This is a genomic window from Frigidibacter sp. MR17.24 (assembly GCF_037095655.1).
Classification (GTDB): domain Bacteria; phylum Pseudomonadota; class Alphaproteobacteria; order Rhodobacterales; family Rhodobacteraceae; genus Frigidibacter.
Genome location: NZ_JBAWKE010000001.1, coordinates 185,894 through 209,631 on the forward strand (window position 1 = coordinate 185,894; position 23,738 = coordinate 209,631).

The window sequence follows — 23,738 nt, forward strand, 5'->3', positions numbered from 1 at the left end:
CGGTGGCGAGTCGCGGGGCAAACGCGATTTCGCCGCGGGGCCGTGCGGCGGCGGCGGGCAGGGTCCTGCCCGCCGGGTTGTTGCGGCAAAGCCTCAGGCGGGGCCCCGTCGGGCGCCCCGCACACCCCCCCCGAGGCCCGGGCGTCAGGCCGCGCGGCGGCGGCGCAGCGCGGCCAGCCCGCCAAGGCCCGCCAGCATCGCCCAGCCCGCCGCCGGCAGCGGCACCGGCGCCAGCGTCGCGCGCGCGGCCATCGCGGCGCGGTCATAGCTGGTCCCGGCGAAGACGAAGCTGTCCCAGTTCGTCAGCGACAGGCTGAAGGCATCGCTGAAGGTCAGCGAGAACACGCCGCCCGCCAGCACCAGCCCGGCGATGTCGTCGATCGCGTAGCGTGCGAAGCTGACGGTGTCGTCATCCGCGCCGCCGTCGAACAGGCCGAAGGTCGCGCCGGCAAAGCTTGCGTCTAAGCTCAGCAGGTCGTTGCCGGTGCCGAAGAAGCTCGCGCCCACGATCGTCGCGCCCTCCTGCATCACCAGGCTGTCGTCGCCGCCCCAGAGCATCAGCGCCGTGCCCGCGGTGCCGACCAGCGCGCCGCTGTTCACGATCGCCTGCACACCCATCGACCGCGGATCGCTCTCGATCGCCGCCTCGACGCCCTGGATCAGGCCCGCGTTGTAGACGGCCGAGGCCGCGTGCGGCGTGGTCTCGGGCGCGTCGTCATCGGCGACATTCGCGTCGAAATCGATCCCGGCGCTGCCCGCGGCGACGATGCTGCCGGTGTTGATGACCGTGCCCTGGTCGATGTCGAGCGCGTCCTGCGGCTCGCCCGCGCCGGTCCAGACGTTCTCGAGCACGCCCGCGTTCAGCACATAGGCGTTGCGCCCCACCTGCAGCGCGTCGTCGGCGCCCTGGATCCGGCCGGTGTTGACCACCCGCGCGTCGTCGCCGGTCTCGACGCCCTCGTCGGTGGTCGAGATCATCGTGCCGCTGTTGGTGATGTCGGCGCCGGTGCCCGCGCCGTTGCGGATCGCGCGGTCGACGCCGGTGATGGTGCCGGTATTGACCACGGTCAGCCCGTCGAGGTCGTCGGCGTCGATGCCGCGGTTGCCGCCGGCGATGGTGCCGGCGTTGATCACCGTCAGCCCGGTGCCGCCGTCGATGCCGTCGCTGTCGTCCGACACCAGCGTGCCGAGGTTGGTGATCGTCGTGCCGGTGCCGCGGGCGCGGATCGCGTCGCGCCCGGTGCCGCTGACGCTCGCGCCGGCGGTCACGGTGACGCTGCGGTCCGCGGGCGTGGTGGCCAGGGTGAAGCCCGCGGCCGGCGCGCCGGTGCCGGTGCAGGTGGTGGCGGCGCCGGCGGTCATGCACAGCGTCGCGGCCGAACCGGGCGCGGCGGCCAGCAGGATCGCGACGGGCGCGGCGGACAGCAGAAGGGATTTCATCGGCAAGCCTCGGATGTGTCGGTTGCCCCCGGCCTAGGCGGCGGGGATGACAGCCCGGTGACATCGCCACAAAGAAGCCGCAATTTCAGGAAACGCCGTGTTTCCGAAACGAAGACGGCGGCCCCGGGGGCCGCCGTCGATGGTCCTGTCCGCGGGCGCCGCGGCTCACTCGGCGACGGTGACCTTGGCCATCCAGTCGGGGTCCTTCACCGCGCCATTCTGCGACTGGCTGCCCTTCTTGATCGCGTCGACCACGTCCATGCCGGCGATCACGTGGCCCACGACCGTGTACTGGCCGTCAAGGAACGGGCCCGGCGCGAACATGATGAAGAACTGGCTGTTGGCCGAGTTCGGGTTCTGCGACCGCGCCATGCCCACGACGCCGCGCGCGAAGGTCTCCTGCGAGAACTCGGCCGGCAGGTCGGGCCGCGACGACCCGCCCATCCCGGCGCGCGAGGTGTCGTCGCCGTGCTTGCCGAATTCCACGTCGCCGGTCTGGGCCATGAAGCCGTCGATCACGCGGTGGAAGACGACGCCGTCATAGGCGCCCTCGCGCGCGAGCGCGGTGATCTGCTCGACATGCTTCGGCGCCAGGTCCGGCAGCAGGTCGACCACGATCTCGCCCTTGGCCGTGCCGTCGACCTCGATCACGAGGTTCGGCCCGGGGCCGTCCTCGAAGGCCAGCGCGGGCGAGGCCAGCGCGGCCAGCGCCGCGGCCAGCGCAAGCTTACGCGACATCGGCGGCCACCCGGACGGTGATCATCGTGTCGGGGGTCACCGGCGGCTCGCCGCGCACGATCTTGTCCACGAACTCCATCCCCGCGGTGACGCGGCCATAGACCGTGTACTGGCGGTTCAGGAAGTGGTTGTCCTTGAAGTTGATGAAGAACTGGCTGTTGGCCGAGTTCGGGTTCTGCGAGCGGGCGGCGCCCAGCGTGCCGCGGTCGTGCGGCACGTTCGAGAATTCGGCCGGCAGGTCCGGCAGGTCCGAGCCGCCGGTGCCGGCGCGGCGCAGGTTCGACGGGTCCTTGCCATGTTCGACATCGCCGGTCTGGGCCATGAAGCCGTCGATCACGCGGTGGAAGACCACGCCGTCATAGGCCTTGGCGCGCGCCAGTTCCTTCATGCGCTCGGCATGTTTCGGCGCGATGTCGGGAAGAAGTTCGATGACCACTTCGCCGTCCTTCAGCGTGATGATGACGGTGTTTTCCGGGTCTTTGATATCGGCCATTTGCGGCTCCCTTCCTTCAGGTCGGCCGGACCCTAGACGCGGCCCGCGGCCAAGGGAAGCGCCAAAGCGGCAGGCCGGTTGACGAATTGCGGAGGATAGGCTTCCCATGGCGCGCCGGCCGCCCAAGGGCCGGACACGCGGAACCGGAGGAGGGGCATATGGCCTGGAAGACGCTCGACGACATGGATCTGGCCGGCAAGACCGTGCTGGTCAGGGTCGATATCAACGTGCCGGTCGAGGGCGGACGCGTGACGGATGCGACCCGGATCGAGAAGATCGTGCCGACAGTGAAGGACATCCTGGCCAAGGGCGGCAAGCCCGTCCTTCTGGCGCATTTCGGCCGCCCCAAGGGCGCGGTCGTGCCCGAGATGAGCCTGAGGATCTGCCTGCCCGCGCTGGAGGCCGCGCTGGGCGTGCCGGTGAAATTCGCCGAGGACTGCGTCGGCGCCCCGGCCAAGACCGCCGTCGCCGCGCTTGAGCCGGGCGAGGTGCTGCTGCTGGAAAACACCCGCTTCCACGCCGGCGAAGAGAAGAACGACCCCGCGATGGCCGCCGCACTGGCGGCGCTTGGCGACATCTACGTCAACGACGCCTTCTCGGCCGCGCACCGCGCCCATGCCTCGACCGAGGGCATCGCCCGGCTGCGCCCGGCCTGCGCCGGCCGGCTGATGGAGGCCGAGCTGAAGGCGCTCGAGGCGGCGCTCGGCACCCCGGTGCGCCCGGTGGTGGCGGTGGTGGGCGGGGCCAAGGTCTCGACCAAGCTCGATCTTCTGGGCAATCTCGTGGGCAAGGTCGATCACCTGGTGATCGGCGGCGGCATGGCCAACACCTTCCTCGTCGCCAAGGGCATCGAGGTCGGCAAGAGCCTGGCCGAGCGCGACATGGCCGCGACCGCGAACGAGATCCTCGAAAAGGCCGCGGCGGCGGGCTGCGAGATCATCCTGCCCGTCGACGTCGTCGTCGCGCGCGAATTCAAGGCGGGTGCCGAGAACGAGACCGTCAGCGCCGAGGCCTGCCCCGCCGACGCGATGATCCTCGACGCCGGCCCCGAGAGCGTGGCCCATGTCGCCATGGTCTTCGGCAAGGCCAAGACGCTGATCTGGAACGGGCCGCTGGGCGCCTTCGAGATCGCGCCCTTCGACGCCGCCACCAATGCCGCCGCGCTGAAGGCGGCCGAGCTGACGAAGGCCGGCAGCCTTGTGTCGGTCGCCGGCGGCGGCGACACGGTGGCCGCGCTGAATAAGGCCGGGGCCGCGGCCGACTTCACCTATATCTCCACCGCCGGGGGCGCGTTCCTCGAGTGGATGGAGGGCAAGGTGCTGCCGGGGGTCGCCGCGCTGGACGCCTGAAGGGGCCTGACCGGGGGCAGATCGGGGCCGGTTCGGCGCCTGATCCGGCCCGGTCCGCGCCGCCGGGGGCGGCGGTGATCTGCCGCGCCCGGGACACGGTCGGGCCGATGTTAGCGTCACCAGAATTGCACAAGTGTTTCCTAGGCTCTAACCCTGTGATCAAGGCGGTCGCCCACAGGGCCAGGACCGCCATGAACAGAAGATAGTCAGGATGGACCAGATGAACGCAGCACAGGCCGACCAGATGCGCAAGGGCGCGGGCTTCATCGCCGCGCTCGACCAGTCGGGCGGCTCGACGCCCAAGGCGCTGAAGCTCTACGGCGTCATGGAAGACGCCTATGGGTCGGAAGACGAGATGTTCGACATGATCCACGCGATGCGCGCGCGGATCATCAAGTCGCCGGCCTTCACCGGCGAGAAGGTCGTGGGTGCGATCCTGTTCGAACAGACCATGGACCGCGAGATCGACGGCATCCCCACCGCGACCTACCTGTGGGAGAAGCGCGGCGTGGTGCCCTTCCTCAAGATCGACAAGGGGCTCGAGGCGGAAGAGGGCGGCGTCCAGCTGATGAAGCCGATCCCGGGTCTGGACGACCTGCTGTCGAAGGCGGTCAAGGCCGGCATCTTCGGCACCAAGGAGCGCTCGGTGATCTCGGCCGCGAACCCCGAGGGCATCGCCAGGGTCGTCGCCCAGCAGTTCGCGCTGGGCAAGCAGGTGCTGAGCCACGGCCTCGTGCCGATCATTGAGCCCGAGGTGACGATCTCGATCGCCGACAAGGCCGAGGCCGAGGAGATCCTGCTGGCCGAGATCCTCAAGGCGCTGGACGAGATCCCGGCCGAGACCCCGGTGATGCTGAAGCTGTCGCTGCCGACCAAGCCCAACCACTACAAGCCGCTGGTCGACCACCCGAAGGTGATGAAGGTTGTGGCGCTGTCGGGCGGCTATTCGCGCGACGAGGCCAATGCCATGCTCGCGCAGAACACCGGCATGATCGCCTCGTTCTCGCGCGCGCTGACCGAGGGCCTGACCGCGCAGCAGGACGACGGCGCCTTCGACGTCGTGCTGGAAAAGACCGTGGGCGAGATCCACGCCGCTTCGGTCGCCGGCTGAGGGCTGCGGACTGTATGAAGAAGGGCCCGGAACCTTATGGTTCCGGGCCCTTTTCCGTTGCAGCTGAGAAATCGCTTCAGCCCAGTGTCACCAGCGCGTGGCGCTTCTTGCCGGCCGACAGCTTCACCGGTTCGGCAAGGTCGGTCGCGGCGAACATCCGGCCCGCGTCGGTCTCGGCGGCGTCGTTCAGCTTCAGCCCGCCCTCGGCGATCAGGCGCTTGGCATCCTTGCCCGACTTCGCCAGCCCCGAGCGCACGACGAGCTGCGCGAGCGAGATGCCCTCGGCCACCTCGGCCGGCGACAGCGCCAGCGTCGGAAGGTCGTCGCCGATCCCGCCCTTCTCGAACACCTCGCGCGCGGTGGCTTCCGCCGCCGCCGCCGCCTCGGCGCCGTGCAGCAGCGTCGTCACCTCGCGGGCGAGGATGATCTTGCCCTCGTTGATCTCAGACCCCTGCAGCGCGCCGATGCGGTCGCATTCCGCGACCGGCAGCTCGGTGTAAAGCTTCAGGAACCGCCCGACGTCGGCATCGGTCGAGTTGCGCCAGAACTGCCAGAACTCGTAGGGCGAGAGCATGTCGCCGTTCAGCCAGACCGCGCCGTTCGCCGACTTGCCCATCTTCTTGCCGTCCGAGGTCGACAGCAGGTGCGAGGTCAGGCCGAAGATCTGGTTGTCGGCCACGCGCCGGGTCAGGTCGATCCCGTTGACGATGTTGCCCCACTGGTCCGAGCCGCCCATCTGCAGCAGGCAGCCATAGCGGCGGTTCAGTTCCAGGAAGTCGTAGGCCTGCAGGATCATGTAGTTGAATTCCAGGAACGACAGCGACTGTTCGCGGTCGAGCCGGGATTTCACCGATTCGAAGGACAGCATCCGGTTGACGCTGAAATGGCGGCCGATGTCGCGCAGGAACTCGAGGTAGTTCAGCCCGTCGAGCCACTCGGCGTTGTTGAGCATCAGCGCCCCGTTCGGCGCATCCCCGTAATCGAGGTAGCGCGCGAAGACCTGCTTCAGCCCGTCGATGTTGCGGTCGATCGCGGCATTGTCCAGCAGCGGGCGCTCCTCGCTGCGGAACGACGGGTCGCCGACCTTGGTGGTGCCCCCGCCCATCAGCGTGATCGGCCGGTGGCCGGTCTTCTGCAGCCAGCGCAGCATCATGATGTTGAGCAGGTGCCCCACGTGCAGCGAGGCCGCGGTCGCGTCATAGCCGATATAGGCCGGGACCACGCCGGCGACGAACGCCTCGTCCAGCGCCTGCAGGTCGGTGCAGTCGGCCATGTAGCCCCGTTCGATCATGATCGACAGGAAATCGGACTTCGGATGCCAGCTCATCTCGGCTCCTTCGGGTGACGCGTTGCCGGGCCGGGCGGTCCCGGGCCCGGAGGGTGGCGATGCTGTAACGCCCGGGCCCTTCCGCATCAAGGCAAAGCATCCGCGGCTGGACGCGGGGCCGCGCATGGGTAGTGTCGCGCCAGGGGTTTTCCGGGCGCGAAGGGATGGCACGATGGCGGCAGGGGGGGCGATCTGGGCGCTTGGCACGATGTCGGGCACCTCGCTTGACGGGGTCGATGCGGCGATGCTGCTGACCGACGGCGAAGAGATCCTGGGCTTCGGCGATGCCGGCTACCGGCCCTATTCCGAGGCCGAGCGCGAGGTTCTGGCCGCGGCGCTGGGGTGCTGGCCGGGCGATCCGGGGGTGGCCGAGGCGGCCGAGGTGGTCGAGACCGCGCATGCCGAGCTGATGTCGGGTTTCGACGGGGCCGAGCTGTGCGGCTTTCACGGCCAGACGCTGGCGCATGACCCCTCGGGGCGCGGGGCCACGCATCAGGCCGGCGACGGCGGCGTGCTGGCCGAGGTGCTGGGCCGGCCGGTGGTCTGGGATTTCCGGTCCTCGGACGTGGCGCTGGGCGGGCAGGGGGCGCCGCTGGCGCCGTTCTTCCATTTCGCGCTCGCCCGGCTGATCGGGGCCGCGGGGCCGATCGCCTTCCTCAACCTCGGCGGCGTCGGCAACCTGACCTGGATCGACCCCGCCGCGCGCGGGCCCGAGGCGCCGGGGGCGCTTCTTGCCTTCGACACCGGCCCGGCGAATGCGCCGATCGACGATCTGGTGCGCCGTCGTCGTGGCCTCGCGCGGGACGAGGGCGGCCGGCTTGCCGCCGCGGGCAGCGTCGACGAGGCGATCTTTGCCGATGTGCTGGGCCATGGCTATTTCCTGAAGGTCCCGCCGAAGTCGCTGGACCGCAACGATTTCCACGCCCGGCTTGCGGCGGTGGACGCGCTGGGAGACGAGGATGCGGCCGCGACCCTGACCGCGATCGCGGCGGGCGCGGTCGCGATGGGGGCCGAGCATTTCCCGGCCCCCGTCTCGCGGGTGCTGGTCGGCGGCGGCGGGCGGCACAACCCGGTGATGATGGCGATGATCGCGAGCCAGCTCGATTGCCCGGTCGAGCCGGTCGAGGCGGCGGGGCTGGACGGCGACATGCTCGAGGCGCAGGCCTTCGCCCATCTCGCGGTGCGGGTGCTGCGCGGGCTTGCGACCTCGGCCCCCGGCACCACCGGCGTGCGCGCCGCGGTGGGGGGCGGCAAGGTCAGCCGGCCCGGGCCCTAGGCCCCGCAGGGCCGGGCGCGGGACAGCGCGGGCCGGGAAGGCTGTGGCCCGCGCGGCGGGGGGGGCGGGACGGTCGGCCCCGCGAGACCGGGGCTTGCGGGTCAAAGACCTGCGGGGCCAGCGCGGTGCGGGCCGGCCCCCGACGGCCTAGTACTTGGCGGGAACGTACAGCCCCTGCGGCAGCACGGCGCGTTCGTAATCGGGATTGAACACCCGGTCGGGCAGGCTGATCTCGTCATGGGGCACGTCGCCGTAGGGGATCAGCGACAGCAGGTGGTCGATGCAGTTCAGCCGCGCCCGCTTCTTGTCGTTGCCCGGCACGATGTACCAGGGCGCCTCGGGGATGTTGGTGCGCGCCAGCATCTCTTCCTTGGCCTTGGTGTACTGCTCCCACCGCACGCGGCTTTGCAGGTCCATCGGCGACAGCTTCCACTGCTTCATCGGGTCGTGGATGCGCATCAGGAACCGCATCTGCTGTTCCTCGTCGGTGACAGAGAACCAGTATTTCACCAGCCGGATGCCCGAGCGCACCAGCATCCGTTCGAACTCGGGCACGTCGTCGAAGAACTGGCGCACCTGGTCCTCGGAGGCGAAGCCCATCACCCGCTCGACGCCAGCGCGGTTGTACCAGCTGCGGTCGAACAGCACGATCTCGCCCCCCGCCGGCAAGTGCGGCACGTAGCGCTGGAAGTACCACTGGGTCTTCTCGCGGTCCGAGGGCGCGGGCAGCGCCACCGTGCGCACCACGCGCGGGTTCAGCCGCTGCTGGATACGCTTGATCACCCCGCCCTTGCCGGCGCTGTCGCGGCCCTCGAAGACCACGACCACCTTCTCTTTCGTGTGCTGCACCCAGTCCTGCAGGCGGATCAGTTCGGATTGCAGGCGCAGAAGCTCGCGGAAGTAGACGCGGCGGTCGATCTGCTCGGGGTGGGCCTTCTGGTAGATGCGCCGGATCTCGCGCGACAGGACGGCGTCCTCCAGCTCGATCTCGTAATCCTCGTCGAGCGTGTCGGCGAGTTCGGCCTCGAGCCAGTCGAGCGCGGCGTCGTCCTCGTCGGCGGCGACGGTGATGGCGGGGGCGGGCGGGGGGGCGTCGGGCATCGGGGATCCTCGGCTCGAGAGGGGGGCGCGGCCGCTTTCACCACGCGAAGGTGACAGCCCGGTGACAGTCCGGGTCATGCGTGTTTCGCATACCGGGCATGCAACGCAACATTCGAAACGTGCAAGGGGTTACGGCGGGCGTTTGATTGCGTTAACCGCGGCGGATCGGTGGCATGCCCCCGATCCGACACCTCCCGACTCCCGCGGTGCGCTTTCGTGCCGCATCCGAATGGACAAGTACAATGACTGACGCATCCTCCCCGCTGGCCGGTGGCCCGGCCGCTGGTGCAGAGGCGGCGCGCCCGGTGAACTCCGCCTCGCGCGTGCTGCTGGCGAGCCTCATCGGCACCACCATCGAATTCTTCGACTTCTACGTCTACGCCACGGCCGCCGTTCTGGTGTTCCCGGCGCTGTTCTTCCCCGGCGAGGACCCGACGACGGCGCTGCTGGCGTCGTTCGCGACCTTCTCGATCGCCTTCTTCGCCCGCCCGCTGGGCGCGGTGGTCTTCGGCCACTTCGGCGACAAGGTGGGCCGCAAGGCGACGCTGGTCGCGGCGCTGCTGACCATGGGCGTCTCGACGGTGGTCATCGGCCTGCTGCCGACCTATGCCTCGATCGGGGTCTGGGCGCCGCTGCTGCTGGCGCTGTGCCGCTTCGGGCAGGGCTTCGGCCTTGGCGGCGAATGGGGCGGTGCCGTCCTGATCGCGACCGAGAACGCGCCGGAAGGCAAGAAGAACCTCTTCGCGATGTTCCCGCAGCTGGGCGCGCCGGTGGGGCTGTTCCTGTCCTCGGGCACCTTCTACATCCTGCTGAACTTCATGTCGGGCGAGGACCTGCTGGCCTGGGGCTGGCGGCTGCCGTTCCTGGGCTCGATCCTGCTGATCGTGATCGGCATGTGGGTGCGCCTGTCGCTGACCGAGACGCCGGACTTCCAGAAGGCGATCGATCACCACGAGCGCGTGGCGGTCCCGGTGGTCGAGCTGTTCGCCCGCCACAAGCGCAGCCTGTTCCTGGGCACCTTCGTGGCGCTGGCGACCTTCGTGCTGTTCTACATCGGCACGGCCTACCTGCTGTCCTACAACGTCAAGGTCATCAAGATGCCGCTGGTCGAGGCGCTTGAGATCCAGCTGTGGGGCGCCATCGTCTTCGGCCTGTTCATCGTCGTCGCGGGCAAGCTGGGCGACAAGCTCGGCCGTCGCAACGTGCTGATCGGCGTGACCGCGCTGATCGGGGTGTTCTCCTTCTCGCTCGCGGGGCTGTTCGCGGCCGGCGTCGGCGGCATCCTGGTGTTCGTCACCATCGGCATGGCGCTGATGGGCGTCACCTACGGCCTGATCGGCGCCGCGCTCGCCGCGCCGTTCCCGACCCGGGTGCGCTATTCGGGCTCGTCGCTGACGTTCAACTTCGCGGGGATCTTCGGCGCCTCGCTCGCGCCCTACATCGCGACCTACCTGCAGTCGACCTACGGCATGGGCTATGTCGGCTACTACATGCTGGCCGCGGCGGTGATCACGCTGCTGTGCATCCTCGCCTCGGGCCGCGAAGAGGTCTGACCCCCTCAGCCGACCGGCATCGCGCGGGCCTCCCGAAAGGGGGGCCCGTCGTCGTTTCCGGCCCCCGCTGGCGCTGGTCCCGCGCGGGCGCGTGACAGCGCCGCGCCCGCCCCGTCCCAGCCCCGGCGCGGCCCCGGCGCGCCCTGGTCATGGTCCCGCGATGCCTCCCCCTGCGGCAGGCTGTCGCAGTTTCGCCTTTCCCCGGGCCGGGTGCGGGACTACCTTGAAGGGCAACACCCCCAGCCGGAGGCCAGGACATGACCGCGTTCACGCTGAACGGGACGGATGTCACGATCGACGTCGATCCCGAAACCCCGCTGCTCTGGGCGCTCAGGGACGAGCTGCACCTGACCGGGACCAAGTTCGGCTGCGGGGTCGCGCAATGCGGCGCCTGCACCGTGATGCTCAACGGCATGCCGCGGCGGTCCTGCGTGACCCCGATCGGCACGGTCGAGGGCGCCGACGTCGTGACGATCGAGGGGCTCGAGGGGCCAGAGGCCGAGGCGGTGCGCACCGCCTGGACCGCGATCGACGTGCCGCAATGCGGCTGGTGCCAGTCCGGGCAGGTGATGTCGGCGACGGCGCTGCTGCAGCAGGTCTCGGCCCCCAGCGACGAGGACATCGACAACGCCATGGCCGGCAACGTCTGCCGCTGCGCGACCTATGTCCGCATCCGCGCGGCGATCCACGACGCCGCCAAGATCCTGGAGGGCTGAGCCATGACCAGCCAGTTCACCGCCGCCATCGGCGCGGCCCGCCCCGCCGCCGAGCCGGTCGCGCCCGCGCCCCGCTTCATCGCCACCCGCCGCGGCGTGCTGGCCGGGCTCGGGGGGCTCACGCTCGCCTTCGCCCTGCCGGCGCCCGGCCTGCGCGCGCAGGAGGGCGCGGCGCCGCCCAAGGTGCCGGTCACCCCGAACGCCTTCATCCACATCGCCGCCGACGACACCGTCACGATCCTGTCCAAGCACCTGGAGATGGGACAGGGCCCCTATACCGGCCTTGCCACCCTGATCGCCGAGGAGCTGGACGCGGACTGGGGCCAGATGCGAGCGATGGGCGCGCCGGCAGACGACAGCCTTTATGCCAACCTCGCCTTCGGGGCGCAGGGCACCGGCGGGTCGACCGCGATCGCCAACAGCTACATGCAGATGCGCAAGGCCGGCGCCGCCGCCCGCGCCATGCTGGTCGCCGCCGCCGCCGCCGACTGGGGCGTGCCCGAGGCCGAGATCACCGTGGCCCGCGGCGTGATCGCCCATGCGGGCTCGGGGCGCAGCTCGGGCTTCGGCGCCTTCGCCGAGGCCGCGGCCGCGCTGCCGGTGCCGCAGGACCCGGCCGTGAAGGACCCCGCCGATTTCGTGCTGATCGGCACCGACCGGCCGCGGCTCGACACTGCCGCCAAGACCGACGGCAGCGCGCAGTTCACCATGGACCTCTACCGCGAGGGGATGCTGACCGTGGTCGTCGCGCATCCGCCGAAGTTCGGCGCGCGGCTGCGCGGCTATGACGACACCGCCGCGCGGGCCGTGCCCGGCGTCGAGATGGTGCACGAGATCCCCTCGGGCGTCGCGGTCTATGCCACCGGCATGTACGCCGCGCTGAAGGGCCGGCGGGCGCTGAAGCTCGACTGGGACGAGACCACGGCCGAGACCCGCTCGTCGGCGAAGATGTTCGAGCTTTATGCCGCGGCCGCCGCCAAGGGCGGCGACACCGTCGAGGCCGAGGGCGACATCGCGCCGGGCTTCGAGGGCGCGGCAGAGGTGCTCGAGGCCGAGATCCGCTTCCCCTTCCTCGCCCATGCGCCGATGGAGCCGATCGACGCGGTGATCGAGACCCGCGGCGCCAAGGCCGAGATGTGGTACGGCTGCCAGTTCCCCAGCTTCGACCGGCCGATGGCGGCGCAGGTGCTGGGCCTGCCGGTCGAGAACGTGACGATCAACGTGCTGATGGCGGGCGGCAGCTTCGGGCGGCGGGCGCAGGGCTCGGCCCATATCGCGGCCGAGGCGGCGGCGATCGCCAAGGCCGCGGGCCGCGACGGGGTGTTCAAGCTGGTCTGGACCCGCGAGGACGACCTGCGCGGCGGCTACTACCGGCCGCTGACCGTGCACCGGCTGCGCGCGGCGCTGGATGCCGACGGGGCGATCACCGCCTGGGAGAACGTGGTGGTGAACCAGTCGCTGCTGGCGGGCACGCCGATGGAGGCGATGATGCAGGGCGGCGTCGACCCGACCTCGTTCGAGGGGTCGTCGGGGCTGCCCTATGCCTTCGGCGCCCGGCGCATCGGCTGGGCGCAGATGCAAAGCCCGGTGCCGGTGCTGTGGTGGCGTTCGGTCGGGCACACGCACACGGCCTTCGCGGTCGAGACCTTCCTCGACGAGGTGCTCGAGCGCGCGGGCAAGGACCCGATCCAGGGCCGGCTCGACCTGCTGCGGCCCGAGGCCACGCGCGAGCGCGGCGTGATCGAGGCGGTGGCGAAGCTTGCGGACTGGAAGGGGCCGCGCCAGGGCGAGCGCGCCTATGGCTTCGCCTGGGCGAAAAGCTTCGGCACCTACGTGGCGCAGGTGGCCGAGGTCGAGAACCGCGACGGCCGGCCGCGGGTGACCCGGGTCTGGTGCGCGGTCGACTGCGGCGTGGCGGTGAACCCCAACATCATCACCGCGCAGATGGAGGGCGGGATCGGCTTCGCGCTGTCCACCGCGCTCTACTCGGCGATCACCCTGGGCGAGGGCGGCGCGGTCGAGCAGGGCAATTTCGACGACTACCCGATGATGCGCATCCACGAGATGCCGGCGGTCGAGGTGGCGATCGTGCCCTCGACCGAGGCGCCGAGCGGGGTCGGCGAGCCCGGGGTCCCGGCGCTGGCGCCGGCGGTGGCGAACGCCTGGCGGGTGCTGACCGGGACGGCGGTGCGCGAACTGCCCTTCGCGGCGCGGGGCATGGCCTGAGCGGGCCGGGACAGGAGAGAGAGATGGATATCCGACTGACTGCCGCGCCCCGCGCGCCGGCCCCCGTTCCCGCCATCGCGCGCGCCCCCGCGGTCGCTGCCGCGCTTCTTGCCTTTGGCGTCGCGGCCGCGGGGCCGCTGGCGGCGCAGGAGACGCTGCGCGCGCCCGAGGCTTTCGCCGGCATCGCCGACCAGGCCGAACGCTCGGCCGCGCTCTTCGCCGAGATGGGCAAGGTGCTGCAAAGCCCGCGCTGCCTGAACTGCCACCCGGTCACCGGCGGCCCGACCCAGGGCGACGACATGCACCCGCACATGCCGCCCGTGATCCGCGGCGAGGCCGATTTCGGCGCGCCGGGCATGACCTGCAACACCTGCCACGGCGCCGGCAACGTCGCCTTCACCACCGGCGAGGGCTCGATCCCCGGCCACGAGCCCTGGCAGCTGGCACCGGTGTCGATGGGCTGGCAGGACCAGTCGCTCGCCGCGATCTGCGCCCAGATCAAGGATCCCGATCGCAACGGCGGCCGCGACCTCGAGGCGCTCTACGAACACAACGCCGAGGACGGTCTCGTCGGCTGGGCCTGGCACCCCGGCGAGGGCCGCGCGCCCGCGCCCGGGTCGCAGGAGATCTTCGGCGCGCTCACCCGCGCCTGGATCGACACCGGCGCTGCCTGCCCGGCAGGGTGACGAAAGCGGGGTGACGAAGGCGGGGGGCGCTGCCCCCCGGGTCCCGTTCCGGGACCTCCCCCCGGGATACTTGGACAAAGTCGAAGCCAGGTCACGGCCGCTTGTTCGACTTTGTTCAAATATCCCGGGGAGGCGCGGCGCAGCCGCGGCGGGGCGGAGCCCCGCGCCGCCTACCGCTTGCGCATCGCGTCCATGAGGGCGGCGCCGAGGCCGCCCATCGCGCCGTCCTTCGGGGCGGGGCCGGCCGTCTTCGGGCCTGCCGTCTTGGGGCCGGCCGACATGGCCGCGCCGCCGCGCGGGCCGGGCTTGCCCTCGGGGGCGAGGGCGCCGCGCTGCGGGCGTGCGTCGGGCTTCGCGCCGTCCTTGCGCATCGTCAGGCCGATGCGCTTGCGCGCGACGTCGACCTCGGTCACGCGCACCTTCACCACGTCGCCGGCCTTCACCACCTCGTGCGGGTCCTTCACGAAGCGGTCGGCAAGCTGGCTCACGTGCACCAGCCCGTCCTGGTGCACGCCGATGTCGACGAAGGCGCCGAAGGCCGCGACATTGGTCACCGTGCCTTCCAGCAGCATCCCGGGCCTGAGGTCCTTGATCTCGTCCACGCCCTCGGTGAAGGTCGCGGTCCGGAAGCTGGGGCGGGGGTCGCGGCCGGGCTTTTCCAGTTCCGACAGGATGTCGCGCACCGTCGGCAGGCCGAAGCGGTCCGACACGAAGTCGCGCGCGTCGAGGCCCTTGAGCAGCGCGCCGTCGCCCATCACCGCACGCAGGTCGCGGCCGCAGGCCTTCACGATCGCGCGGGCCACGTCATAGGCCTCGGGGTGGACCGAGGAGGCGTCGAGCGGCTCCTTGCCCTCGGAGATGCGCAGGAAGCCCGCCGCCTGCTCGAAGGCCTTGGGGCCGAGGCGCGCGACCTTGAGAAGCTCGCGTCGGGTGGCGAAGCGGCCATTGGTGTCGCGGTGCAGCACGATCGCCTCGGCGAGCGAGGCGCCGAGGCCGGAGACGCGCGCGAGCAGCGGCGCCGAGGCGGTGTTGAGGTCGACGCCGACCGCGTTCACCGCATCCTCGACCACCGCCTCGAGCGACTTGCCGAGCCGGTGCTGGTCGACGTCGTGCTGGTACTGCCCGACCCCGATCGACTTCGGCTCGATCTTCACCAGCTCGGCCAGCGGGTCCTGCAGCCGCCGCGCGATCGAGACCGCGCCGCGCAGGGACACGTCGAGCCCGGGGAATTCGCGCGCGGCCAGTTCCGAGGCCGAGTAGACCGAGGCGCCGGCCTCGGAGACGATGACCTTGGTCGGCTTCTCGCCGCTACCCTGCGCGGGCAGCTTCGCGATCACCTCGGCCACCATCCGCTCGGTCTCGCGCGAGGCGGTGCCGTTGCCGATCGCGACCAGCGCCACGCCGTGGCGGCGGATCAGCATCGCCAGCTCCGCCATCGCGCCCTGCAGGTCGTTCTTCGGCTGGAACGGGTAGATCGTCGAGGTCGCCAACAGCTTGCCGGTCGCGTCCACCACCGCGACCTTGCAGCCGGTGCGGATGCCCGGATCGACCCCCATCGTCACCTTGCCGCCGGCGGGCGCGGCCAGCAGCAGGTCCTTGAGGTTGCGCGCGAAGACGTTGATCGCCTCGGCCTCGGCGCGGTCGCGCGCCTCGGCCATCAGGTCGAGCGTCAGCGAGCCGCGCAGCTTCACCCGCCAGGCCCAGCCCGCCGCCTGTGCCAGCCAGCGGTCGCCGGGCGCGGTGGCGCCGGCGACGCCGAGCGCCGCGCGCGCCATCTGTTCTGCGCGGGCCGTGCCGGGCGCGGCCTCGGGCTCGACCGCGAGGTCGAGCGACAGCACGCCCTCGTTGCGCCCGCGCAGCATCGCGAGCACCCGGTGCGAGGGCGCCGAGTCGAACGGCTCGTCATGGGCGAAGTAGTCGGCGAACTTGGCGCCCTCGGCCTCCTTGCCCTCGACCACCTTCGCGCTCAGCCGGCCCGCGGATTTCATGTGCCCGCGCAGCCGGCCCAGAAGCTCGGCATTCTCCGACAGCCGCTCGGCCAGGATGTCGCGCGCGCCCTCGAGCGCGGCCTTCACGTCGGCGACCGCCCCGGTCACGAAGCCCGCCGCCAGCGCCTCGGGGTCCTGCGCGCGGTCCGACAGGATCCGCTCGGCCAGCGGCTCGAGCCCGTTCTCGCGCGCGATCATCGCCCGGGTGCGCCGCTTGGGCTTGTAGGGCAGGTAGAGGTCCTCCAGTTCCGACTTCGTCGTCGCGGCCTTGAACTGCGCCTCGAGCGCCTCGGTCAGCTTGTCCTGCTCGCGCACCGATTTCAGGATCGCGCCGCGGCGGTCCTCCAGCTCGCGCAGGTAGCCGAGCCGGTCGGCGAGCGTGCGCAGCTGGGTGTCGTCGAGCCCGCCGGTCACCTCCTTGCGGTAGCGCGCGATGAAGGGGACGGTGGCGCCGCCGTCCAGAAGCTCGATCGCGCTGCGCACCTGCCCGGGCTGCGCCCCGATCTCGGCGGCGATGAGAAGCGGGATGCGGGCGATCGGATCGGGGGTCATGGGGCGCTCCGGTGAGTCTGGACTGGCCGCCCTCAATAGCCCGCGGGGCCCCCCCGCGAAAGCCTGCCGTCGCCGCGCGGGCGGCTTTGCGCGCGGCCTTGCCTGCGCCGTCCCGGGGCGCGCGGCCCTTGGTGTGCGGCCCTCAGGTGCCGCGCGGCTTTGCGCGCAGCGTCGGGTCGGCCTCGGTCGGGTCCTCGGGCCAGGGGTGGCGGGGGTAGCGCCCGCGCATGTCCTTGCGCACGTCAGCATAGGACGAGGCCCAGAATCCCGGCAGGTCCATCGTCACCTGCACCGGCTTGTGACCCGGCGACAACAGCGTGATCCGAAGCGGCCGGCGGCCGACCACCGGATGGCGGGTGACGCCGAACAGCTCCTGCAGCCGGACCTCGATCGAGGGGTTCTCCTCGGAATAGTCGATCGGGACGCGGCGGCCCAGCGGCGTCTCGAAATGCTCGGGCGCGCCGCGGTCGAGGATCTGCTGGCCGTCCCAGCCGATCATCAGCCGCAGCGCCTCGGTCAGGTCCATCGCGCGCAGGTCGGCTTCGGTGCGGCGCTTGCCGATATGGGGCAGAAGCCAGTCCTCGGCCGTGGCCAGAAGTGCCGCGTCGGACGGGTCGGGCAGGTCGGCGCCCTCTTCGCGCAGAAGCGCGATCCGGGCGCGCAGCCGCGCGGCCTTCGGCGACCACGGCAGGCCCAGCTGGCGCAGCCCGTCGAGCGCCGCGCGCGCCAGCGCCTCGGGCGGCGCATCGGGCCAGGGACGGTCGGCGAGCGTCAGGGCGAAGAGCTTCTCGTGCCGGCGGGCGATGACCCGGCCGTCGCGGCGCGACCATTCGGCGACGTCGGTCCAGCGGATCTCGTCCTTGAAGAGCGCGCGCAGCTCGGCCTCGGGCAGGGCGGTCGCCTGCCGGATCTGCGCCTCGCGCGGGTCGCCGTCGGTGTCGGTGACGACGATCAGCGGCTGTTTGGCCAGCGGGTCGGTCTCGGACAGTTTCGCGCCCTTGCCGCCGGACAGAAGGTAGCGTGCGGCCTCGCCCGGGCGGCGCAGCCCGATGCGGTCGGGATAGGCCAGCGCCGCCATCGCGCCGGGCGACAGGTCGGTCTCGGGTCCGGCAAGGCGGGTCAGGCGCCTGGCCTCGGCCCGGATCCGCTCGACCGTGCCGCGGTGCAGGGCGAAACTGTGCGCGGCCTCGAACCGCTTCGGGTCGCGGATCGCGGCCAGCCGCAGCGACAGGTCGACCGGCGCACCCTTCAGCGGATCGCGTTCCGCCAGAAGCGCCGCCAGCGTCGCGGCGCCGGGGCCGGCCTTGGCCAGCATGTGGCCGATCCGGGGATGGGTGGGCATCCGCGCCAGCGACCGGCCATGCGCGGTGATCCGCCCGGCGTCGTCGAGGGCGCCCAGCCCGGTCAGCAGCAGCCGCGCCTCGGCGAAGGCGGGGCCGGGCGGCGGGGTCAGGAAGGCCAGATCGCCCGGAGCCGCGCCCCAGAGCGCGAGGTCCAGCGCCAGCGAGGCGAGGTCCGACGTCTCGATCTCGGGCGGGGCGAAGGCCGGAAGCGCGCCCTCCTCGCCCTTCGTCCAGAACCGGTAGCAGATGCCCTCGGCCACGCGGCCGGCGCGGCCGCGGCGCTGCTCGGCCTCGGCGCGCGAGACGCGCTCGGTCACCAGCCGGGCCATGCCGGCGCCGGGGTCGAAGCGCGCGCGCCGGGCGCGGCCGCCGTCGATCACCACGCGCACGTCCTCGATCGTGAGCGAGGTTTCGGCGATGGCGGTCGAAAGCACGATCTTGCGGCCCGCCGCCGCGGGGGCGATGGCCGCGCGCTGGGCCGCGAACTCCATCGCGCCGAACAGCGGGTGGACATGGCAGCCCGGCGGCAGCCGGCCCGACAGCTGCGCCTCGACGCGGCGGATCTCGCCCTCGCCGGGCAGGAAGACCAGCACCCCGCCCGCGGTCTCCTCGACCGCCTGCACGATCAGCCCGGCGAGGCCCGCCTCGAAGCGCAGCGACCGGTCGGGCGGGCGCGGCAGCCAGCGGGTCTCGACCGGGAAGGCGCGGCCGTCGGAGATCACGACCGGCGCGTCGTCGAGCATCGCGGCCACGGGGCCCGCGTCGAGCGTCGCCGACATCACCACGACCTGCAGGTCGGGGCGCAGCGCGCCGCGCACCTCCCAGGTCAGCGCGAGGCCGAGGTCGGCGTTCAGCGAGCGTTCGTGGAATTCGTCGAAGATCACCGCGGCGATGCCGGGCAGGTCGGGGTCGGATTGCAGCATCCGGGTCAGGATGCCCTCGGTCACCACCTCGATCCGCGTGTCGGCGCCGGTCTTCGCCTCGCCCCGGATCCGGTAGCCGACGGTGCGGCCGACGGGTTCGCCCAGCGTGTCGGCCATGCGTTCGGCCGCCGCGCGGGCAGCGAGACGGCGGGGTTCGAGCATGACGATGCGGCCGGTGGAGCCCGCCGCGCGCTGCGCGTCGAGCAGCGCGAGCGGCACGCGGGTGGTCTTGCCGGCGCCGGGCGGCGCCATCAGCACGGCACGGCCCCGCGCGGCAAGGGCGGAGATCAGCTGGGGCAGGACATCGTCGATCGGCAGGCGCATGCGGTCTTATCGCCGCGGGCGCCGGGCTTGGCCAGAGGGGTGACGCGATGCGGCGGCGGCGTCTTTGCCCACGGTGCCCGGCCCGATCCAGCGCAGGGCTGGCCGGCGACGTCCGGCCACGGGAGCCCGGCATCCCTTGTCGCCGTCACGGTTGTCGCGCGGGGGGGCAGTCCCGGAGGTGCGCGCAGGCCTGCCGGCGCGTGCGGCAGGAACCTGTCGGGGCGGTGACGGCTGCGCAAACGGCCCCGCATGGCGCGCATCGTGACGCCTGCCGCGGCGCCAACGGAAAAGGGCCCCGCGCTGGCGGAGCCCTTGTCGACACTGGTCGGGCGGTGGCCCGTCCGCGCGGGTCAGGCGGCAGCCTGGGCCTTCGCGATGTCTTTCTTGATCTTCAGCGCACGGTCCGACAGCTCGGTGTCCTTGGCCTTGGCGAGGTAGGCGTCGAGCCCGCCGCGGTGGTCGACCGAACGCAGGCCGGCGGCCGAGACGCGCAGCTTGAAGGACTGGCCCAGGACGTCCGAGATCAGGGTGACGTCGTTGAGGTTGGGCAGGAACCGGCGACGCGTCTTGTTGTTCGCGTGGCTGATGTTGTTGCCCGTCATCGGGCCTTTCCCGGTCAGTTCGCAAACGCGCGACATGGTTCGATCCTTCAGTTTCCCGGTCCCTCGCCGCAGGGGCGGGACAGCTGGTGTGCCATACAATTGGGGGGCGCCGCGGCGGGGCACCCCGAATTCCGTCCGCGGGCAATACGGGGAAGCCGGGGGAAGGTCAAGCGATTCATCGCGCGCCGGGTCCGTGCCGGTTGCGCGCGGGTCTCGCGGGTGTCGCGCGCGCACGAGGCGGCCGTGGCGGCCGTGGCCGCCGCGCCGCTCGGGAACCGCAGCTCGCCGGACCGGGCCGGGATGGCGCGGCCGCCGCGCCGGGCAGGTGGGGGCGGCAGGGCGAAGCGAGCGGCGGGACAGGCAGGCCGGACAGGTCTTCTGGGGCGGAGGCGGTGGGGAAGGCCCGGCGGGGAAGGCATGGTGTGGCAGGCGGCGACGGGCGGGCGTGATCGGACAGGGACGGGACAGGCGGCGCGGGGCGGTCAGTCGAGCGCGGCCAGGACCTCGGCCGCGGCGCGCGAGGGGGCGGCGGTGCCCGCGGCGACCGCGGCCCCCAGCGCGTCGAGCCGGGCGCGGATCGCGGGGTCGCGCGCGATCCGCGCCAGAAGGCCCGCGCGGACCTCCTCCTCGAACCAGTCGCGGGCCTGGCTGGCGCGGGTCGCGGCCCAGTGCCCCTCGGCGCGGCGCCAGTCCGCAAGCTTGCACATCTCCTCCCAGGCCGTCTGCAGCCCGGCAAGCTCGAGCGCCGAGACCGGCAGCGCCTTGGGAAAGCCCGGCGGGTCCTGCGGGCGCTTGCGCAGCAGCCGCAGCGCCCCCGCGTAGTCGGCGGTGGTGCGGGTCGCGGCCGCCTTCAGGTCGCCGTCGGCCTTGTTCACCAGGATCAGGTCGGCCATCTCCATGATCCCGCGCTTGACCCCCTGCAGCTCGTCGCCGCCGGCCGGGGCGAGCAGCAGCACGAAGAGGTCGGTCATCGTCGCGACCATGGTCTCGGACTGGCCGACGCCGACGGTCTCGATCAGCACGACGTCGAAGCCCGCGGCCTCGCACAGCGCCACCGCCTCGCGCGTGCGCCGGGCGACGCCGCCAAGCTGGGCCTGGCTGGGCGAGGGGCGGATGAAGGCGCGGGGATCGCGCGCCAGCCGCTCCATCCGGGTCTTGTCGCCGAGGATCGAGCCGCCCGATCGTGCCGAGGACGGGTCGACCGCCAGCACCGCGACGCGCAGGCCCTGCGCGGTGACGAGGCCGCCGAAGGCTTCGATGAAGGTCGACTTGCCGACGCCGGGCGTGCCCGACAGGCCGATGCGCAGCGCCTGCCGGCCGGCGGGGGCGAGCCGGTCGAGCAGCGCCTCGGCCCGCGCGCGGTGGTCGGCGCGGCCGCTCTCGACCAGGGTGATCGCGCGCGACAGCGTCCGCCGGTCGCCGGCGAGGATCGCCTCGGCCATGTCGTCGTGGGCGTCGCGCGGCTGGTCGGTCATCGGGCGGACTTTCGCTGTGGCAGGGCCCGGGGCGGGCCGGGAAGGGGGACGGGACAGGGGCGGCTGTGGACGGGAGCGGACGGGCTGGGCTGCGGTCGGGCGGGCTGTGGGCTGTGGATGGGCTGGGCTGTGGACGGGCGGGGCGGGAGAGGGCGGGGCCGGGAGAGGGGGGCGGGACCGGGTGGACCGGGTTGACGGCGGGTGGGGACAGAACATGTTGCGTGACGCAGATGTCAACCGGCGTGAGGCCGTGACGCTTCGCCATCCGGGGCGCCGCCCGGTAGGATCGCCCCGAAGACAGCGCGCCGGCCCGCGGGGCGGGCGCCGAGGAGAATGCAGATGCGCCCGACCCGACCGACCGCCCCGGTCCGCACCGCAGCGAAGGACGCCGCACAGGTTGCCTTGCAGGCTGGCCCGCAGGTTGCCGCGCGCAGCAGCATGCCGGGTTTCGGTCTGGCCGCCGTGCTGACCGCTGCGCTGGCGCTGGGCGCCGGCGGGCCCGCGCGGGCCGACCAGTCCGACAGTGCCACCTTCGGGCTGTCGCTGCTGGGGCTGAGCGCGGGGACGCTGCAGATCGAGGGCCGGATCGAGGGCGGGGCCTATGCCGTCTCGGGCCGGCTGCAGAGCGGCGGTCTGGTGGCGATGATCCGCAAGATCTCGTATGACGCGCAGGCGCAGGGGCGCGTCCGCGACGGCCGCTTCACGCCGCAGCGCTATGCCGAATCCGCCGACACCGGCCGGCGCAAGACCCGGGCGGTGATGGACTATGCCGCCGGCGTGCCGCAGGTGAAGGAATACGACCCGCCGCGCCGCGCCAAGGACCCGAAGGTCGACCCGGCGGGCCAGGGCGGCACCGTCGATCCGCTGACCGCCGCCTATGCCGTGCTGCGCGACGTCGCGCCCGAGGGCGCCTGCGACCTTTCGCTGGATCTGTTCGACGGCGAGCGGCGCACCGCGGTGCGGCTGTCCAACCCGCGCCCGCACCGGGGCGGTGGGCTGAGCTGCGACGGCGAGTACCGCCGGGTCGCGGGCTTCGACGCCGACGACATGGCCGAGGCCAGCCGCTTTCCGTTCACGCTGGTCTACGTGCCGCTGTCGGACGGCCGGCTGCGGGTCAGCGAGGTCAGCATGGACACGATCTATGGCAAGGGCCGGCTGACGCGGCGCTGAGGCGGCGCGCGGGCCCGGTCCGCAGGAGGCAGGGCCAGAGGAGGCAGATCGCGGCGGGGCAGGTCCCGGCGGGGCGGGGCCGGACGATGCAGGGTCCCGGGCGGCCGTCTCAGCCGATCAGCGCGTCGACCCAGTCGGGCACGAGCTGCGTCGCCGGACCGCGGCGGGCCTCGTCGAAGACCGAGCTGCGCGACGAGGCGTCGAGGTTCAGCTCGATCGTGCGGGCGCCGGTGGCGGCGGCCAGCTCGACGAAGCCCGCGGCCGGGTAGACGTTGCCCGAGGTGCCGATCGCGGCGAACAGCTCCGCCGCCTCGAGCGCCTCGGCGATCTCGTCCATCCGATAGGGGATCTCGCCGAACCAGACGATGTCGGGCCGGGTGGCGGGACGGGCGCAGCGCGGGCAGGGGTCGGCGGGCGCCATCTCGGCCGGGGCGGGCCAGCGGTGGCCGCAGGCGGCGCAGAGCGCGGTCTCCAGCCCGCCATGCATGTGGATCACCGCCGAGGCGCCGCCGCGTTCGTGCAGGTCGTCGACGTTCTGGGTCACGATCGTCACCCGGTGGCGCGGGTCGCCCTGCAGCCGCGCCAGCGCCTCGTGCGCGGCATTGGGCCGCGCGGCGCGGGCCTTGGCGCGGCGTTCGTTGTAGAAGCGGTGCACCAGCGCGGGGTCGGCGCGGAAGCCCTCGGGGGTGGCGACGTCCTCGATCCGGTGCTCTTCCCACAGCCCGTCGGCGGCGCGGAAGGTCGCAAGCCCGCTTTCGGCCGAGATGCCCGCCCCGGTCAGGATCACGATGTTCATGGGGCCTCCGTCGTTCGGCGGCGGTTGCATCGCGGCCGGTCCCGGCCCAAGACTGCGCCGATGAGCCACGATGCGTCCAGCCCCGACACCGCGATCCTGTTCGTCTGCCTCGGCAATATCTGCCGCTCGCCCGCCGCCGAGGCGGCGATGCGCGCGCGCGCCGCGGCGGCGGGGCTGCGGCTGGCGCTCGACAGTGCGGGGACCGGGGACTGGCACGCGGGCGAGCCGCCGCACCCGCCGATGATCGCCGCCGCCGCGCGGCGCGGCTACGACCTTGCGCCCCTGAGGGCGCGGCAGGTCACGCGCGCCGATTTCGACCGCTTCGACCTGATCCTGGCGATGGACGGCGACAACCTCGCCAATCTGCGCCGGATCGCGCCGGCCGGGGCGCGGGCGCGGATCGCGGCCTTCCTGCCCGGGGGCGACGCGGTGCCCGACCCGTATTTCACCGGCGATTTCGACGGCGCGCTCGACCGGGTCGAGGAGGGCGTGGCCCACTGGCTGGCCGAGCTGGGCGCGCGCTGAGGGGCCGCACTCGCCCGGAAGACG

Annotated in this window: 19 protein-coding genes; 9 read left to right on the forward strand and 10 right to left on the reverse strand. The window is 72.4% G+C overall.

Annotated elements, in window-relative coordinates; translation table 11 throughout:
- Positions 1-144: 144 nt before the first annotated feature.
- The 3 genes from V8J39_RS00975 to V8J39_RS00985 form a co-directional block, all read right to left on the reverse strand.
- Positions 145-1,440, reverse strand: a complete 1,296-nt coding sequence (locus tag V8J39_RS00975; protein WP_336459001.1) for a VPLPA-CTERM sorting domain-containing protein — start codon at positions 1,438-1,440, stop codon at positions 145-147.
- Positions 1,441-1,605: 165 nt separating this feature from the next.
- Complete coding sequence (locus tag V8J39_RS00980) at positions 1,606-2,178, reverse strand: peptidylprolyl isomerase (RefSeq protein ID WP_336459002.1); 573 nt, start codon at positions 2,176-2,178, stop codon at positions 1,606-1,608.
- A complete protein-coding gene (locus V8J39_RS00985; RefSeq protein WP_336459003.1) occupies positions 2,168-2,671 on the reverse strand; it encodes a peptidylprolyl isomerase in 504 nt (167 codons plus the stop codon). The genes V8J39_RS00980 and V8J39_RS00985 overlap by 11 nt, the downstream gene beginning before the upstream one ends.
- 158 nt (positions 2,672-2,829) lie before the next feature.
- Here V8J39_RS00985 and V8J39_RS00990 point away from each other — a divergent pair, with 158 nt between their 5' ends.
- A complete protein-coding gene (locus V8J39_RS00990; protein WP_336459004.1) occupies positions 2,830-4,020 on the forward strand; it encodes a phosphoglycerate kinase in 1,191 nt (396 codons plus the stop codon).
- Between the two features lie 220 nt (positions 4,021-4,240).
- Positions 4,241-5,131, forward strand: coding sequence for a fructose bisphosphate aldolase (locus tag V8J39_RS00995; protein WP_442902555.1), 891 nt, complete (start codon positions 4,241-4,243; stop codon positions 5,129-5,131).
- 76 nt (positions 5,132-5,207) lie between these two features.
- Here the strand turns inward: V8J39_RS00995 and tyrS are convergent, their stop codons facing one another.
- Positions 5,208-6,458, reverse strand: a complete 1,251-nt coding sequence (gene tyrS, locus V8J39_RS01000; protein WP_336459006.1) for a tyrosine--tRNA ligase — start codon at positions 6,456-6,458, stop codon at positions 5,208-5,210.
- A gap of 172 nt (positions 6,459-6,630) precedes the next feature.
- Between tyrS and V8J39_RS01005 the strand changes: the two genes are divergently transcribed.
- Positions 6,631-7,734 carry an anhydro-N-acetylmuramic acid kinase gene (locus V8J39_RS01005; protein WP_336459007.1) on the forward strand — a complete coding sequence of 368 codons (1,104 nt, stop codon included), beginning with the start codon at positions 6,631-6,633 and terminating at the stop codon, positions 7,732-7,734.
- 147 nt (positions 7,735-7,881) lie between these two features.
- Here the strand turns inward: V8J39_RS01005 and ppk2 are convergent, their stop codons facing one another.
- Positions 7,882-8,835, reverse strand: coding sequence for a polyphosphate kinase 2 (gene ppk2, locus V8J39_RS01010; protein WP_336459008.1), 954 nt, complete (start codon positions 8,833-8,835; stop codon positions 7,882-7,884).
- Between the two features lie 242 nt (positions 8,836-9,077).
- Between ppk2 and V8J39_RS01015 the strand changes: the two genes are divergently transcribed.
- The 4 genes from V8J39_RS01015 (at position 9,078) to V8J39_RS01030 (ending at position 14,016) form a co-directional block, all read left to right on the forward strand.
- Positions 9,078-10,388, forward strand: a complete 1,311-nt coding sequence (locus V8J39_RS01015; protein WP_336459009.1) for an MFS transporter — start codon at positions 9,078-9,080, stop codon at positions 10,386-10,388.
- A gap of 257 nt (positions 10,389-10,645) precedes the next feature.
- Positions 10,646-11,104 (forward strand): (2Fe-2S)-binding protein, encoded by a 459-nt coding sequence (locus V8J39_RS01020; protein ID WP_336459010.1) that lies wholly within the window; start codon positions 10,646-10,648, stop codon positions 11,102-11,104.
- A gap of 3 nt (positions 11,105-11,107) precedes the next feature.
- On the forward strand, positions 11,108-13,330 hold the full coding sequence (locus tag V8J39_RS01025) for a xanthine dehydrogenase family protein molybdopterin-binding subunit (protein ID WP_336459011.1): 2,223 nt from the start codon (positions 11,108-11,110) through the stop codon (positions 13,328-13,330).
- 23 nt (positions 13,331-13,353) lie between these two features.
- Complete coding sequence (locus V8J39_RS01030; RefSeq protein WP_336459012.1) at positions 13,354-14,016, forward strand: Isoquinoline 1-oxidoreductase subunit; 663 nt, start codon at positions 13,354-13,356, stop codon at positions 14,014-14,016.
- Positions 14,017-14,186: 170 nt separating this feature from the next.
- Here V8J39_RS01030 and V8J39_RS01035 read toward each other — a convergent pair whose 3' ends face one another.
- The 4 genes from V8J39_RS01035 to meaB all read right to left on the reverse strand — a co-directional run bounded on the left by V8J39_RS01035 (position 14,187) and on the right by meaB (position 21,223).
- Positions 14,187-16,556 (reverse strand): Tex family protein, encoded by a 2,370-nt coding sequence (locus V8J39_RS01035; RefSeq protein ID WP_336459013.1) that lies wholly within the window; start codon positions 16,554-16,556, stop codon positions 14,187-14,189.
- Between the two features lie 142 nt (positions 16,557-16,698).
- The gene (gene hrpB / locus V8J39_RS01040; RefSeq protein WP_336459014.1) at positions 16,699-19,146 is read right to left on the reverse strand and encodes an ATP-dependent helicase HrpB; all 2,448 of its coding nucleotides are present in this window, start codon (positions 19,144-19,146) and stop codon (positions 16,699-16,701) included.
- A gap of 350 nt (positions 19,147-19,496) precedes the next feature.
- Complete coding sequence (rpmB, locus tag V8J39_RS01045; RefSeq protein ID WP_336459015.1) at positions 19,497-19,784, reverse strand: 50S ribosomal protein L28; 288 nt, start codon at positions 19,782-19,784, stop codon at positions 19,497-19,499.
- Between the two features lie 446 nt (positions 19,785-20,230).
- On the reverse strand, positions 20,231-21,223 hold the full coding sequence (gene meaB / locus V8J39_RS01050) for a methylmalonyl Co-A mutase-associated GTPase MeaB (RefSeq protein ID WP_336459016.1): 993 nt from the start codon (positions 21,221-21,223) through the stop codon (positions 20,231-20,233).
- 438 nt (positions 21,224-21,661) lie between these two features.
- On the opposite strand from meaB, the gene V8J39_RS01055 reads away from it, so the two are divergent.
- On the forward strand, positions 21,662-22,393 hold the full coding sequence (locus V8J39_RS01055) for a DUF3108 domain-containing protein (protein ID WP_336459017.1): 732 nt from the start codon (positions 21,662-21,664) through the stop codon (positions 22,391-22,393).
- A gap of 109 nt (positions 22,394-22,502) precedes the next feature.
- Here V8J39_RS01055 and V8J39_RS01060 read toward each other — a convergent pair whose 3' ends face one another.
- Positions 22,503-23,189 carry an NAD-dependent deacylase gene (locus tag V8J39_RS01060; protein ID WP_336459018.1) on the reverse strand — a complete coding sequence of 229 codons (687 nt, stop codon included), beginning with the start codon at positions 23,187-23,189 and terminating at the stop codon, positions 22,503-22,505.
- Between the two features lie 60 nt (positions 23,190-23,249).
- On the opposite strand from V8J39_RS01060, the gene V8J39_RS01065 reads away from it, so the two are divergent.
- Positions 23,250-23,714, forward strand: a complete 465-nt coding sequence (locus tag V8J39_RS01065) for a low molecular weight protein-tyrosine-phosphatase (protein ID WP_336459019.1) — start codon at positions 23,250-23,252, stop codon at positions 23,712-23,714.
- Positions 23,715-23,738: the final 24 nt, after the last annotated feature.

Coding starts and splice junctions, on each gene's coding strand:
- V8J39_RS00975 (WP_336459001.1), bottom strand. CDS start 1,440: ATGAAATCCCTTCTGCTGTCCGCCGCGCCCGTCGCGATCCTGCTGGCC.
- V8J39_RS00980 (WP_336459002.1), bottom strand. CDS start 2,178: ATGTCGCGTAAGCTTGCGCTGGCCGCGGCGCTGGCCGCGCTGGCCTCG.
- V8J39_RS00985 (WP_336459003.1), bottom strand. CDS start 2,671: ATGGCCGATATCAAAGACCCGGAAAACACCGTCATCATCACGCTGAAG.
- V8J39_RS00990 (WP_336459004.1), top strand. CDS start 2,830: ATGGCCTGGAAGACGCTCGACGACATGGATCTGGCCGGCAAGACCGTG.
- V8J39_RS00995 (WP_442902555.1), top strand. CDS start 4,241: ATGAACGCAGCACAGGCCGACCAGATGCGCAAGGGCGCGGGCTTCATC.
- tyrS (WP_336459006.1), bottom strand. CDS start 6,458: ATGAGCTGGCATCCGAAGTCCGATTTCCTGTCGATCATGATCGAACGG.
- V8J39_RS01005 (WP_336459007.1), top strand. CDS start 6,631: ATGGCGGCAGGGGGGGCGATCTGGGCGCTTGGCACGATGTCGGGCACC.
- ppk2 (WP_336459008.1), bottom strand. CDS start 8,835: ATGCCCGACGCCCCCCCGCCCGCCCCCGCCATCACCGTCGCCGCCGAC.
- V8J39_RS01015 (WP_336459009.1), top strand. CDS start 9,078: ATGACTGACGCATCCTCCCCGCTGGCCGGTGGCCCGGCCGCTGGTGCA.
- V8J39_RS01020 (WP_336459010.1), top strand. CDS start 10,646: ATGACCGCGTTCACGCTGAACGGGACGGATGTCACGATCGACGTCGAT.
- V8J39_RS01025 (WP_336459011.1), top strand. CDS start 11,108: ATGACCAGCCAGTTCACCGCCGCCATCGGCGCGGCCCGCCCCGCCGCC.
- V8J39_RS01030 (WP_336459012.1), top strand. CDS start 13,354: ATGGATATCCGACTGACTGCCGCGCCCCGCGCGCCGGCCCCCGTTCCC.
- V8J39_RS01035 (WP_336459013.1), bottom strand. CDS start 16,556: ATGACCCCCGATCCGATCGCCCGCATCCCGCTTCTCATCGCCGCCGAG.
- hrpB (WP_336459014.1), bottom strand. CDS start 19,146: ATGCGCCTGCCGATCGACGATGTCCTGCCCCAGCTGATCTCCGCCCTT.
- rpmB (WP_336459015.1), bottom strand. CDS start 19,784: ATGTCGCGCGTTTGCGAACTGACCGGGAAAGGCCCGATGACGGGCAAC.
- meaB (WP_336459016.1), bottom strand. CDS start 21,223: ATGACCGACCAGCCGCGCGACGCCCACGACGACATGGCCGAGGCGATC.
- V8J39_RS01055 (WP_336459017.1), top strand. CDS start 21,662: ATGCCGGGTTTCGGTCTGGCCGCCGTGCTGACCGCTGCGCTGGCGCTG.
- V8J39_RS01060 (WP_336459018.1), bottom strand. CDS start 23,189: ATGAACATCGTGATCCTGACCGGGGCGGGCATCTCGGCCGAAAGCGGG.
- V8J39_RS01065 (WP_336459019.1), top strand. CDS start 23,250: ATGAGCCACGATGCGTCCAGCCCCGACACCGCGATCCTGTTCGTCTGC.